12 protein-coding genes are annotated in these 14,224 nt (G+C 40.2%); 3 read left to right on the top strand and 9 right to left on the bottom strand.

Annotation, left to right across the window (positions count from 1 at the left end; all coding sequences use genetic code 11):
* Positions 1-108: 108 nt before the first annotated feature.
* From EJ995_RS04145 to EJ995_RS04135, 3 genes are all read right to left on the bottom strand, one after another.
* The gene (locus tag EJ995_RS04145) at positions 109-2,877 is read right to left on the bottom strand and encodes an outer membrane beta-barrel protein (protein ID WP_126445893.1); all 2,769 of its coding nucleotides are present in this window, start codon (positions 2,875-2,877) and stop codon (positions 109-111) included.
* Between the two features lie 72 nt (positions 2,878-2,949).
* Positions 2,950-3,837: a GLPGLI family protein gene (locus tag EJ995_RS04140; protein WP_126445891.1), complete on the bottom strand. Its 888-nt coding sequence runs from the start codon at positions 3,835-3,837 to the stop codon at positions 2,950-2,952.
* An 81-nt stretch (positions 3,838-3,918) separates the two neighbouring features.
* The gene (locus EJ995_RS04135) at positions 3,919-4,797 is read right to left on the bottom strand and encodes a GLPGLI family protein (RefSeq protein ID WP_126445889.1); all 879 of its coding nucleotides are present in this window, start codon (positions 4,795-4,797) and stop codon (positions 3,919-3,921) included.
* 117 nt (positions 4,798-4,914) lie between these two features.
* Here EJ995_RS04135 and EJ995_RS04130 point away from each other — a divergent pair, with 117 nt between their 5' ends.
* Together EJ995_RS04130 and EJ995_RS04125 are read left to right on the top strand one after the other, a co-directional pair.
* A complete protein-coding gene (locus tag EJ995_RS04130) occupies positions 4,915-6,414 on the top strand; it encodes a sensor histidine kinase (protein WP_126445887.1) in 1,500 nt (499 codons plus the stop codon).
* Positions 6,407-7,096 carry a response regulator transcription factor gene (locus EJ995_RS04125; protein ID WP_126445885.1) on the top strand — a complete coding sequence of 230 codons (690 nt, stop codon included), beginning with the start codon at positions 6,407-6,409 and terminating at the stop codon, positions 7,094-7,096. The genes EJ995_RS04130 and EJ995_RS04125 overlap by 8 nt, the downstream gene beginning before the upstream one ends.
* Before the next feature lie 87 nt (positions 7,097-7,183).
* On the opposite strand, the gene EJ995_RS04120 is transcribed toward EJ995_RS04125, so the two are convergent.
* The gene (locus EJ995_RS04120; RefSeq protein ID WP_126445883.1) at positions 7,184-7,465 is read right to left on the bottom strand and encodes a DUF427 domain-containing protein; all 282 of its coding nucleotides are present in this window, start codon (positions 7,463-7,465) and stop codon (positions 7,184-7,186) included.
* Positions 7,466-7,631: 166 nt separating this feature from the next.
* Here EJ995_RS04120 and EJ995_RS04115 point away from each other — a divergent pair, with 166 nt between their 5' ends.
* On the top strand, positions 7,632-8,654 hold the full coding sequence (locus tag EJ995_RS04115) for a zinc metalloprotease (protein WP_126445881.1): 1,023 nt from the start codon (positions 7,632-7,634) through the stop codon (positions 8,652-8,654).
* A 49-nt stretch (positions 8,655-8,703) separates the two neighbouring features.
* On the opposite strand, the gene EJ995_RS04110 is transcribed toward EJ995_RS04115, so the two are convergent.
* The 5 genes from EJ995_RS04110 to EJ995_RS04090 form a co-directional block, all read right to left on the bottom strand.
* Positions 8,704-9,666: an L-histidine N(alpha)-methyltransferase gene (locus tag EJ995_RS04110; protein ID WP_126445879.1), complete on the bottom strand. Its 963-nt coding sequence runs from the start codon at positions 9,664-9,666 to the stop codon at positions 8,704-8,706.
* Complete coding sequence (gene egtB, locus EJ995_RS04105) at positions 9,663-10,832, bottom strand: ergothioneine biosynthesis protein EgtB (RefSeq protein WP_126445877.1); 1,170 nt, start codon at positions 10,830-10,832, stop codon at positions 9,663-9,665. Before egtB ends, EJ995_RS04110 begins: the two co-directional genes overlap by 4 nt.
* A gap of 243 nt (positions 10,833-11,075) precedes the next feature.
* A complete protein-coding gene (locus EJ995_RS04100) occupies positions 11,076-11,900 on the bottom strand; it encodes a thymidylate synthase (protein WP_126445875.1) in 825 nt (274 codons plus the stop codon).
* Positions 11,901-11,999: 99 nt separating this feature from the next.
* Entirely contained in the window at positions 12,000-12,383 is a 384-nt protein-coding gene (locus tag EJ995_RS04095) for a thymidylate synthase (protein ID WP_126445873.1), read from the bottom strand.
* Positions 12,384-12,465: 82 nt separating this feature from the next.
* Positions 12,466-14,214, bottom strand: a complete 1,749-nt coding sequence (locus EJ995_RS04090; protein ID WP_241234686.1) for a NupC/NupG family nucleoside CNT transporter — start codon at positions 14,212-14,214, stop codon at positions 12,466-12,468.
* Between the last annotated feature and the right edge of the window lie 10 nt (positions 14,215-14,224).

Genomic DNA, 14,224 nt, shown 5'->3' with positions numbered 1-14,224 from the left:
GTTTGTGGTAATTATGCTTTCGCGCCTGCCTGTCGGACAGGAAGGAAAGCGTAAAAACCAAAAAAGCAACCCAACCAGGATTGCTTTTTCTTGCTGTTTCAAGAAAATCTATAATTCATACTGTACTTGTAAATAGACGTATCTAGGCAATACAAACTGCTCTGTAGTTGATGTGATGATTTGACCAAAATTATTAGAGACAAAAGCCTCAGTACCTAAAAGGTTAGTTCCCGCTAGTTTGAATTCCCACTGACTATCTGGCTGCTGATAGTATAAGGCAGCTTCAAGAAAATCAAAATTATTGTCTTGTCCTTCACCTCTAAAGAGGTTCAAGTCATAGTCTGCCGTTAATTGCCATGCATCACCTATTTGCCAATCTGCGCCTAGATTGATCCTGTGTGTGGTAAACTGGGTTGTGCGCGAGCCTTGATCGTTATTGCTCAAATTGTAACTGTAGCTGACATCAAAGTTGACACCTTCTTGATAATTACTGCGCAAATCGACCGCATAGGTTTGATTGAAGTTTTCTGACTCTTGAGCCTGATCATTAATAATGTTGTTGAACAAACTGTAGCTGAGTGTTGCTCTCAAACCTGTTCTAATCTTACCAAATTCTTTTGTGATTCTACCAGTACCATTGACAGACTCATTAGCCAATGGCGAATTGATCGTTGTATTAACTTGATTGATACCATCTAACTCAACGCTATTCTGCAAGGCCTCGCGCTGCTTGCTGTAAGTCACAAAGGCAAATATGTTAGTATAATTAAACATATTAAAATTGTTATAGTTTAATGAGAACTGATCAGTTTTAGCTCCTGACAAATTATTGTTACCTCTACTTAAAGAGTTGTAGTTGTTAAAGACAAGACTTTCTGCATAGCTATTGACGTCTGCAAAATTGATCACCTGGCGATAGTCTGCTCTTAAGCTCTCTGATGATCTAAAGTCATACCGTATGTTGAAATCGGGTAAGAACTCTGTTGTAGAAATGGTTTGATCATTATCACTCAACAGGTCATCAGTATCTGTTTCAATCTGGTGTACATTAAATCCTGGGGTGATGGTAAATTTCCCTTTGATGATTTTGTAATGGACGCCAGCATATATATCGCTAAAATCATATCGCACATCGTTGACAAGATCATCATCGGTAAGAATGTTGACGCCGCCGTTATCAAGTATTTGAAAAATATTGCTGTTATAATCTTGACGCGACTGGATCGTACCTACAGTGAAGTTGATGTTGCTTATTTTGTTAAGCACGTACCAGTAATCAACCTTAGCATTGATACGTCGGGTATCCACAAGATTACGCTGATTGATGTTGTAAGGATCTGCATTGTCTAGATTCAATCGTCCATTAAATGGTTCTGGATCTTGTTGATCTCTAAAATCTCTTACCGCGTTGTAAAAAGGATCTTCCTCGCTATCAACATAGCGACCTTCAAATGCAAAAATATTACGGTCGCTCGCAGTATAGTACATGTTTAAATTTTGATCAATGACGATTGGCTTTTGTGCATCTCGCTGTGCCACGTCTTCAATGATTCTTTCTGGATCACCTGTTTCTCTATTGATCTCAACACGATCAGAGATTAACGCAGACCGCTCTGTATTATCGGCAATGTTTACCTGGCCGTTGAAATCCAGCGTAAAATTGTCATTAGGCTTATAGTCTGCGCCTACTTTAAAGATGGCTTGCTCATTACGTTGAAAGGTTAGGTCTTCAGTAAATTCAGTTAGTGGAGCTCGAGAAGATGCTGCCAAGCTCTCATCAGCTGGTGTGAAAAATCTTCTACTATCGGTACGTGCATCAGTATCTACACTGGAGAAAATAGCAAAAGCATTAATTCCAAGACTTTTATTTACTTGATATGCGCCATTAAATGCACCAAATCTACTCTCTATCTCTAATGCGCGGTTGTTTTGAAATGTGGTCAGTCTACCACCGTTTGAATTGGTATTTACATTTACACCAGCATCACTAGTGTTACTAAAACGCTGACCTGTAAACCTATTGTAATCGCGACCTGTAAATGCAGGAATCCCTAGATTATTAAAATCTGTCAGGAAGTTGAGTGATAGATTGGGACTATAATAAAAGGCCTTTGGCTGTGCTTGATATCTAAAATCATCACCACCATAACCGCCAGCTGCTGTTGCCTCGCCAAACCAGAATTTCTCCTTTCCTTCTTTGAGCCTGATATTAATCGCCACACGGTCTTGATCATTGCCTAGACCTTTAAGCTGACTCACATTGTTGAAGTTTTTAAGTACCTCAACCTTACCGATGGCGTCTGCAGGAATATTTTTAGTCGCTAATCTGGTATCGCCTTCAAAAAACTCCTTACCATCCACATAGATCTTTTCTACATTCTTTCCTTCTACTTGCACATCACCATCTTCATTGACCTCAACGCCAGGTAGTTTATTTAGGACATCGTCGAGTTTACGCTCTGTACCATTTGTAAAACTATCTGCATTATAGACGATAGTGTCGCCTTTGATAGAGACTGGCATTTCATAGGTAATCTGCACGGCGTCCAGCTGGTCGGTGCCTTCTAGCAAAACAAAGTTTTTGACTAGATCTTCTTGAATTTTTTCTACTTTTTCTTCGGTAGCCTGCAAGCCTAAGAAAGATACTTTAAGCGTGTAGGTACTATCCTTTTTAAGACCTAACAATTGGTAACGACCATCTTGATTAGTAATACCAAATGCGCCTAGTGATTTATTGGACCCGTAAGCAATAACATTTGCCATTTGTAATGGAGTTCCTGCACTGTCAATTACTATACCAGTGATTTTGACATTTTGAGAATGTGCCGCAATGGATGTGAGTAGCATTGCAGCTAGTAATAGTATGAGTTTGTTCATGATCTGGTTGTTAGTTACAAAAAATGCGAGGCTGGTTTAAACCTCGCATCTTATTAATATTTTGATATGTTATTATTGTCTACGACCGCCGCGTCCACCACGACCGCCGCGAAAGCGCTGTGACATCTCTTCCATTTTCTTCTGGAAGGTCTCGTTGTAAACCTCAAGGGTCGTCTCATCACCTTTAGTCGCTGGTTCAATATCCATGCGTTCATCAGGGTTCATGGTAATCTTAGTACACAACAGCGTTGTTTTGTTTGCGCTTACTTCAAGGATCAATCCTGGCAAGCCGCCGTAATCAGCAGGACCATGTTGTACAGGAATCTCTGGAGTAAACCAAGCAGTAACAACAGTCTCATCTACTTTTTCAAACATGTCGGTAAGTTTAGTTGGCTCATCGGTTGCTGCATCTTCCTTCTTTTCTTCTTCCTCTTTTTTCTTTTTGTCATCACGACCACGTCGTCTCCACGCACTCATGTCCAATTCATCATTTTTTTTGACCGCAGTAGCCTTTATAGCAGTATAATTACCTATTTGCTTCATCTCGCCAGTGATATTCCATTCCAGCTGTGGTAGATCGTCCACGATTAAAAAGGTTTTACCCATCATATCACGTTGCTCGATAAAAGTATTTGCGGTCATATCCTTGTACTTCTCGCCACCCATGGAAGTTCCCATAAAGCTACCCCAACCACGACTTTGACCAGGTGCTGCAAGTTCCTTATTCTCTTTCCACAGTGCCTCGCTCCTATTAAAAGCTAGCGTATAGCTTTTCTCATTCATCTTCTTGAGATTCTCCTCGATGCGTTTGCGACGCTCTGGTGTGATGTCCCTATTTCCTTCCATCCAGCTTTTGTCAACAGCGGTCTTAGAAAAATAGGTAGCCTCACCGTATAGGTCTTGTGCAACAGCGCTTGCGGTAATAAGAATGAATGCCAGTGCAGTAATGTACTTTTTCATAGTTTTTCTTTTAAAGATAGGTAACAAGTTTTCTATTTGTGTTACACTATCTTTTTAAGACTTATGCACTAGTCTTAAAGTTTAATTTGACGTGCGCACTTCTCTTACTATAAAGCCCTTAGTACCGTTCTTCTTTTGATACTCTTCCATTTTTTTCTTTTGTAGGGCGTCAAATTTTTCTTGAGTAATTGTCTTACCACCACGAGGCTGATCAATTTCAAAATCCTCTTCTGGATTCATAACGATTTTAGTACATAAAAGGATCGTATTGCGCTCTTTGACCTCAAGGATAAGACCTGGTAATCCATGATATTCACCAGGACCGTTGGCGATGGGAATTTCTGGAGTGTACCATACTTCGATAGTAGGATCGACATCATCCATTAGGGCAAACAGGCTGCCTTTTTTGGCATCCTCTTTTTTCTCTTCTTTTGCTTTCTTCTGCTCCTCGGTAAGCTCTGGCGTGTAAGTAGCTTTATAGCAGGTATAGTTTCCTATCTGCTTTGTCTCTTGAGTAGGTTGCCATTGATAGGTTTTTAATTTATCGGTTATGAGAAAGTCCTTACCAAAGATTTGATCTTTCATGATAAACTCCTGATCCTGCAAGTTTTTATAAATGGTGCTGGATGTTGGTCCACTAGATGAAAAAGTGATGCTCGCGCCGCTTGACGGTTTTGGCGCCACTAACTCGACCTCTTTCTCATACATGGACTCTGTTTGAGAAAATTCTAGTTTAAAGTCTGCGGTGCTTCCTTTTTTGAAGGCCTCCCTAATCATCGCCTGCATTTCAGCCTTTTCAGGATCCTGTTGCTTGACACTAGCGGTATCTTTTTTCATTTTAAAAGTCGTCTTGCTCGTGTAGTAAGCAACGCCTTTAAATTCTTGTTGTGCTCGTGCTGTGTTAGCTTTCGCGAAAGCTAAATAAACAACAACACTCAATAAAAAAGTTAGTTTTTTCATGGTTTCTATCGTTTTAACAAGTCAAATATGCGACCCTTTCTAAGATATGAAAGTTAACCAGCGTTAACGAGTGTTAACCGATTTTTCTGACGGTTCAAAATCATGCACCTTTGAATTATGAACGCAATAAAATACAGCCGATTACTATTACTAGCAGCAATCGTTACCTTACTTACAATCGCCGTGCAAGTCTATTTATTATATAAAGATTTTGAGGTAAGTGAGCAGGATCTCAATCAAGACGTGAGGCAAATACTGGATGACAGCGTCGAGGATTACTTTACACTACAAGCTACCACTAATAAAATTGACCTGACTCAATTTACTGATAGCAGCTCTAAGAAAGTGACGAAATTCCAAGAGATTCTCACGATTATTGATTTGCCCAAAAATCAATTTAAGGAGCGTATCAAGGAACTGGTTGATCCAGATAGCATTCAAGTAATCAATTCTACGATTAACGAGACTCCTAATAAATTTTATTCAGACGGAACTGAGAAAATGTTGTTTGGCGATATTAAAAAGAAAAATGAGAAATCTGCAAACAGTACAGGCGGCACGACATCTTTCAAATTTTCTAGTGATAATCTTGAAGGTGAGATACTAGAATTTAGCAGTCGTGTTGTTTTCTCGTATAAATACAATGAAATTGATCTTGAGGTTTTAGACAGCCTTGTGCAAACTGATTTGCAGAATGAGAAGATTGATATTCATTATGATTTTGCCTATACATTTAATGATTCATTAATTACTCTAGATAGAAATATTGCTGGAGACACGATTACAAACAATAACATATTAATCAAAGTAGATAGTGAGCTTAAGATGGTTTACGGTGGACAAACAAGTACTATCCTTAAACGTAATCTTGCTGGATTATCAGTGTCCCTGATACTAATACTCGTGGTCATGGGTTGTTTATTCTACCTTCTTCAAATCATCAAACGACAAAAACAAATTACCCAAGTAAAAAATGATTTGATTAGTAATATCACGCACGAATTCAAAACACCCATTGCCACCGCAAGTGCGGCACTAGAAGGTGTGCAAAATTTTACTGGAACCACCGATAGTGCAAAATCAGATAAATATTTAGAAATAGGTCGCGAGCAGCTGGTTAAACTCAATGTCATGGTAGAAAAGTTACTTGAAACAGCAACCATTGACAGTGAACAATTGTTATTACGCAAAACCAGATTTGATATGACCACCACGGTATCAAGTGCCGTGAATAGAAATAAAACCGAAAAAAAAGTAAATGTTGATTTGCCCAAAGAAGAAATTCTTATCCATGGTGATGAATTTTATCTTGATAATGCTATTAATAATTTGATTGACAATGCCATAAAATATGGTGGTAATGTTATCACGGTAAGCCTGAAAAAAAATCGCAATCTTGTTGAACTCATTATAAGCGACAACGGCAAAAAACTGAACCGTGAAAATTCAAAACTGATTTTTGAAAAATTCTACCGGGTATCCAAGGGCAATCAACACGACGTCAAAGGTCATGGAATAGGATTGTTTTATTCAAGAGCCATCATTGAAAAGCACGGCGGTACATTAACATTAAGCCTTGATCCTACCACCTTTAAAGCAAGCTTACCATATGAATAATCCAGCCATAAAAATACTTTTTGCAGAGGATGAACCCTCACTAGCTATGATTGTTAAAGAAAGCCTGGAAAGCCGCAGCTTCTATGTAGATCATCATCTGGATGGCGCCGCAGCTTATAAGGCTTTTGAAAAAGAAAGCTATGACATTGCCGTGCTAGACGTTATGATGCCTAAGATGGATGGTTATGAACTGGCTAAAAGGATAAGAGCCAATAATCAGGCAATACCTATCGTATTCCTTACAGCAAAATCTCAGACAGAAGATGTACTTAAAGGATTTGATGTAGGTGGCAATGATTATCTTAAAAAGCCTTTCTCCATGGAAGAGCTGATAGTACGGATCCATAATTTACTAGATCGAAAAAAGGTACAAACGTCTTCTCAAGAATTTGGTTTGGGTGGTTATTCATTCAATTTCCCGCAACAAAAGCTGGTTTATCAAGAACAAGATGCTGTTAAGCTCACCCACAGAGAATCTCATTTGCTATATCACTTGATACAAAATAAAAATCAAGTTTTGGATCGCTCGTACATTCTCCAAAAATTATGGGGCAACGATGATTTTTTCTCTGGTCGTAGTATGGATGTGTTCATATCAAAACTGCGCAAAAAACTGGCCAGCGATCCATCATTAGAAATAGTGAACGTACGTGGTTATGGGTATAAGTTGATTGAGTCATAAGTTAAGCGATAGTGCGCGCTGCATTCAACATTAAACGCCTGACAACCCATAACTTTAAACTGTCAACTGTCAACTGTCAACTATCAACTAATCAACTACCTGCACGCCTTTCCAGAAAGCCACATGGTCCTCAATCTCTTTAGCAGCGTCTTTCGGTTCAGGATAATACCAGGCTGCATTTTCATTCTTGTCGCCGTCAACTTCTAGGGTATAGTAACTAGCCACGCCTTTCCATGGACAATTGGTATGATGATCTGTTTTTGAGAAGAATTCTTTCTTAATAGAATCCTGTGGGAAATAATGATTGTTTTCAACCACTTTAGTATCATCGCTTTCTGCAATTACTTTATCGTTCCAAATTGCTTTCATGTTCTTTTTGTTTTCAAGTTACAAATAGAACTATTAAAAATCTCGATGAATGACATCAATTTTGCCAAAATTTCAAAGGATTCATAAAAAACATTTTTAGTTGTTAAGTTTTGGTTAAGGATATATTTATATTCCACGATCATTAAAATTTAAAACCCTTACTCAAATGAAAAAAATTCTTTTATCCTTGAGCGTAGCAGCCATTCTAGCTTCTTGTTCAAGCAATGATCAGGAGCTAGAGGCTAACATCAACAATGATGGTGTACAAACTGCAGAATTGCGTAAATGTTTCGCTGCTGAGAACTATGAAAAAATGCTTCTCGATGAAGATTTCAGAAAGAACACAGAACTTATTGAAGAACAAGCACAAGAATATATAGCAGAAGCTCTTGAAAAAGCCCGCAAGAAACCCAGAGGTGGTGGAGATACTGATGGTGGTGGCGGTAGCGATCCCGGTGATAACCTAGGCGTTGTAAACATTCCTGTATATGTTCACGTAATTTATTCTAATAACCAAGAGAATATAAGTGACGCACAAGTCAACTCTCAAATACAAGTGTTGAATGAGGACTTTAGAAAGACTAACTCTGATGCTGGTCAAGTTCCTACACAGTTTGCTGGAGCTGCCGCAGATTCAGAAGTTTCATTTACACTAGCTGGAATTACAAGAACCGCATCTACGCGCACTTCTTGGGGAACTAATAATGCCATGAAAAGCTCTGCAAATGGTGGTGTTGATGTAGTAGATCCCGCTAACGCTTTAAACATCTGGGTATGTAATATAGGCGGTGGTATTCTAGGATACGCGCAGTTCCCAGGTGGACCTGCAGCAACTGATGGTGTAGTAATTTCTCCACAGTACTTTGGTAATACTGGTACTGCGGTAGCTCCATTCAACGAGGGTCGTACAGGTACTCATGAAGTAGGTCACTACTTGAACTTGAGACATATCTGGGGTGATGGTAGATGTCGTCAAGATGACTTTGTGTCAGACACTCCATCTTCTGATAGAGCTAACTACGGTTGTCCTACTTACCCAACTTCAAACTGTAGATCTGCAGACATGACGATGAACTATATGGATTACACAAACGATGCATGCATGTACATGTTTACTAACGGTCAAAAGGCTAGAATGAGATCTCTATTTACACCAGGTGGTGCAAGAGCAGCTCTTGCTGGAAACTAGAAAAGGACAAAGTAATTTAAAATCTCTAGATGAAAGTCTAGGGATTTTTTTATGCTCTTTTCAGAAGATAATTCTTGAAATATTTTCGGTCATCCTCATAAATCTCTGCAATAGTTAATCCTGCTTTTTTTGAAAGCCATTCTACTATATCGTCATCATACTTTTGCGAGATTTCTGTATGGATTGTTTCCCATTTTTTGAACGATACCGCTAGATTGAGATCTGCTATTTCTACCTCACAAGGTTCTGTGGCGATGAGGTAGCTTTTTGCGGTTCCAGTTTCTGGATCATAGGCTTCCCAATGTTCAAATTGCTCCACAGGAAAGTTGCCATTCATCTCTTTATTTATGCGATATAGTAAATTACGATTAAACTCCTGTGTTACACCTTGTGAATCGCTGTAGGCATTCTGTATCGTCAACGGATCTTTCTTCTGGTCAAAACCCATAAACAAGCTGTCGTGATCACTCATGATATCCTTGAGTTGCGTCAAGAATTCAATGGCATTCTCATGTTCTAGATTCCCGATGTTAGAACCCAATACCAAGATTACCTTAGGTCGCTGTGTGTATTGCGACAGCTTTTCCAACACCTTAAAATAGGTTCCTTGCTCGCCTTGTACATCGAGCGATGGAAACAAATCGGTCAAAGAATTACTCAATTCATCAATAGCACTTTGACTTATATCGATAGGTATATATTTGAAGTCCACCTTGTTATCTACCAACTCTTTGAGCAAGACCTTGGTTTTCTTACCATCGCCAGCACCCAATTCTATCAGATCAAAACCGTTATCGCTTGAGAAGGTTTCTCTTAAATCAGCTTTGTGCTTGTTAATAATATTATACTCGGCGCCCGTAAGATAGTATTCGGGCAAATCCATGATTTGCTGGAATAATTTGTCGCCTTTATCGTCATAGATGTATTTTGAACTCAGGTACTTAGGAAAAGCTTTGAGACCATCGTGTACGTGCTGCTCAAATTCCTTTTTAAATATTTCTTGTTTTGTCATATTGATTTGGCCAGTCTTAGACCAGTAAATTGCCATCTAAGATAAGGATGGAAAAAATTTCTGTAAGTAGGTCGCGCATGATGGTCTGGCGTCGCGATAGAATATCCTCGCAATACCTTTTGATTGACCATGAACTTACCGTTGTACTCACCTAGCGCGCCGTCTGGTTTCTGATAATTGGGATAAGGCAAATAGGCACTTTCAGTCCATTCCCAACGCTTGCCGTAATCTAGTTTGTCCTGCGCAGCTTCCCATTCAAATTCCGTTGGTAAGCGCAGGCCTTTCCATTGTGCAAAAGCAAAAGCTTCGTAATAGGAAATGTGCGTTACGGCAGCCTCAAGATTTATCTTTTCATACCCATTAAGTGTGTAGTTGAACCACTCACCGTTTTCATCATTATGCCAATAATTGGGTGCTGCTATATTGTTCTTGGAAACCCAATCCCAACCTTCAGTGTGCCACAGCAACACCTCTGTATATCCACCAGCCTGCATGAATTCCATCCAATCTGCGTTTGTGACCAGTTTGTTGCTCAGCGCATACGGCTCTAGAAAAATCCGATGTCTAGGCAACTCATTATCATAGCAAAACTCTTTAGTATCATGACCTATATGATAAATACCGTCTGGCATCTCGATCCATTCCTGCTCATGATTTTCTACAAAAACTTCATGATCTACCTCACCGTATTTTGGTAGTAGCGGATTGTTACCTAGGATATACTTGATATCAGTCATCAATAATTCCTGATGCTGTTTTTCATGGTGTATGCCTATCTCGATCACTGGTATTGCGTCAGTAGCCAGCTCGCTCGCCAGTAACTTTTGCATATGTTCATTGACGTGCGCTCGATATTTGTAAACATCTGCAACACTAGGCCGTGATAAATTACCACGATCAGTGCGCACCACACGCTTGCCCATACTCTCATAATAACTATTAAAAACGTAGGCATAGCGCTCATCATAACGCTCGTAATGCGGCAAATAAGGCACTAGCAAGAACTCCTCAAAAAACCAGGTCGTGTGACCCAGATGCCATTTGGGCGGCGACACATCAACGATGGGCTGCACCACATAATCTTCGGTAGCTAGTGGCTTGCATAGATTTTCAGTAGCGGCACGCGTCTGATTGAAAAAGTCTAGGTAGGATTCTGGTCGGTTCACCTCTCAAAGTTAGAATATTGTAGCTATAAGAAAAAACGGCGATGTGCTAAGCTGGCGTTAAAGGCGTGACCTAAACGATGCAATATGGTTTTTGTAATTACGCTTTCGCGAAAGCGTAACCATCAAACCGTTTGAGAACAACAAAATAAATCGGTGCTACAATTATACTGCGCTGCAAGATTGCCTCATGAATTCTTATCAAGAAAACAAGGTATGACCAGCCGCACTCAGGTCAACCAATTTTTAAACAGCTACCTTACCCTTTATCGCAGGATGCGGATCGTAATTTTCAAGCATGAAATCCTCATAATCAAAATCAAACAAGTCCTTGATCTCTGGATTGAGCTTTATGGTAGGTAATGTGCGTGGCTCTCTTGAAAGCTGCAGCTTGACCTGCTCGTGGTGGTTTGCATAGATATGCACATCGCCAAAAGAGTGAATGAAATCACCGTACTCATAGCCACAAACCTGCGCCATCATCATGGTGAGCAGCGCATAGCTGGCAATATTGAATGGCACGCCCAGGAAAACATCTGCACTGCGCTGGTATAACTGGCAGCTCAATTTATTGTTTGCTACATAAAACTGAAAAAACGCATGACATGGCGGTAAGGCAGCTTTGCCTGCTGCGACGTTAGCCTCAAAACTCTGGCTGGTGTCGGGCATCACGCTGGGATTCCACGCGGTGACCATCATGCGACGGCTGTTGGGATTATTCTTGAGTGTACGGATCACATCCTTGATCTGGTCAATTTCCTCACTATTCCAGTTGCGCCATTGGTGCCCATAAACGGGTCCTAAATCGCCATCACTATTTGCCCACTCATTCCAGATGCGCACGCCATTTTCTTGTAAATACTTGACATTGGTATCGCCCTTGAGCAACCACAGCAGCTCATAAATGATGGACTTGAGATGCACTTTTTTGGTCGTGACCAGCGGGAAACCATCCTGCAGATTGAAGCGCATTTGATGGCCAAAAATACTGCGCGTACCAGTACCTGTGCGGTCGCCCTTATCGTTTCCTTCTTCCAGTATAAGTTTAAGTAAGTCGTGGTATTGCTTCATACCATAAACTTAAAAGATTAGTAGGTGATGCGTGAGGTCTATAGCTAGAATGTAATCAACAATGCAGATAAAAATATGAACAGTGAGTAGATATGCCTATTATGAATCGTCGTCCTCAAAAAAAGATTGAGCCCAGGAAACTGCACTTTCCTCATTAGGGAATATCCCAAAAGAACCCTCATAAGCGGCTTGCTCTTGAGAAGCTTTTGGTATGATCTCATGCCTATTAGGCGTGATTATGGCAATACCTATAATACGGCGAGGATTGACTAACTTATAGACAGAGATATCCACGTCATGATGAAAAGCGCGATTAGATATGTAAACAAATGGCTCTTTACCATAATGGCTGTTTAAATCTGTGAGGATTGCTTTGGCAACTGCTGTATCTACCGTATGATCTTGATTGACTCGACCTATAACGTAGTGGTCATAATACTCGACCTTTCCAAAATGATATTCAATAGTTTTGTTAGGCTTCATTGTTCAACTACAGAGATATTTTTGAACAAAGATAATTCAAATCACAAGTCTTTGTTAAGACGTTTGTTAAAATATCACAAGTTTAACCAAACAACATTCCAGCTATAGTCGCTGTTAGCAGTGCAGCGCAAGTACCACCTATCAAAGCCTTTATACCAAATCCTGCCAGAACCTTGCGCTGTGATGGTGCCAGCACGCCTATACCACCTATCTGGATTCCTATGGAAGCAAAGTTTGCAAAACCGCAAAGAGCGTATGTGGATATAACAATGGAACGATAATTAACTAAGACGCCTGTACTTTTTAAAGTAGCCAATGAGCCATAGGCAAAGAATTCGTTGAGAATAGTTTTCTCACCCAACAGCTGACCTACTGCAACGATATCTTCCAACGGCACACCAATCAACCAGGCAACTGGTGCAAAAATATTACCTAGAATATACTGCATGGAAAAGGCTTGATAGCGACCACCAGTGTTTTCTGCTATGAGGTCATTAAGTCCTGTAGGTGCACCGATCAAATCGCCCAGCATCCAATTGAGAACCGCCATAATTGCGGTAAAAACTAGTAGCATGGCTCCTACATTGACCGCCAGTTTCAATCCATCTGTGGTACCACGAGATACGGCATCGAGGATATTAGAACCTATTTTTTCTTTAGAAATGTCCAGCTTGCGATTGATCTGATCCTTATTGACTTCCGGAAAAAGCATCTTGGCAATGATTACCGCTGCCGGCGCACTCATAATAGATGCGGTCAACAGGTGTTTGGTAAAGATGATTTTCTCGGCATCGCTATCACCACCTAAAAATGCTATAAAAGCTGCAAGCACGCCACCAGCAATTGTAGCCATACCACCTACCATGAGACACAAGATCTCTGACTTTGTCATTTTATCCAGATACGGTTTGACGACTAGTGGTGCCTCAGTCTGACCTATGAAAATGTTGGCTGCAGCAGCAAGTGATTCAGATCCACTCAAACGCATGGTTTTACTCATGACCCAAGCAAAGACATAAACCACTTTTTGCAGGATACCTAGATAATAAAGCAATGAGGTAAAAGCACTGAAAAATACAATGGTAGGCAATACTTTAAAGGCAAAAATATAACCCCAACTTGATGAGGTATCGATTAAGTTTCCAAAAACAAACTCAGCTCCAGCTTCTGAAACATTTAAAAAATCCACCACTTTATCTGACGCAAAATCAAAAACGTAAGCGACCGCTGGAACTTTCAATACGAGCACGGCAAACAGGATTTGAAGTCCCAATCCAGTTCCTACCAGTTTCCAGTCGATCTTCCTGCGGCTGGAGCTCAATAAAAAGCAAAGACCTAGAATAAATATGATTCCTATCATACCACGGTAGAAACTCGTAAAGGTGAATCCGAAACCTTTGGAAGGATCTATGGCAAAATCGCCATCAGCAGCGTCTGCCGTTGGTGCAGCTAGTGGTGCGGTCGTTCTAGTAAAACCGAAGTGGTCTGAATCGTTACCGTAAACGAGTAGGTCTAGCGTCAACTCTTCAATTGTATATCTAGAAGCACTCATCGCTGGTTCTACAAAGTAGAATGTCAATTGATCTGCATCTAGGAAATAGTTTCCAGTTGCAGTAGAATCGCTAGCAAGGTAGTAAGTGAAACTAGAATCGGTAAACGATACTGAATCGATGGCAGTTCCTTGATAGGTCACTGCATCATCGCTGGTTCCTGATCGTTCGACCGTCCATAACCCGTTGAGTGATACTTGATCTGTTTGTGCTTGACCTGTTAGTGTCAATAAAAACATCGCGATGAGCGATAGATAACAAACAGTCTTTCTAGAAATCATATAATTAGTA

The sequence above is a fragment of the Nonlabens ponticola genome (genome assembly GCF_003966335.1).
Classification (GTDB): domain Bacteria; phylum Bacteroidota; class Bacteroidia; order Flavobacteriales; family Flavobacteriaceae; genus Nonlabens; species Nonlabens ponticola.
This window is presented reverse-complemented; position numbering and strand designations above follow the sequence as displayed.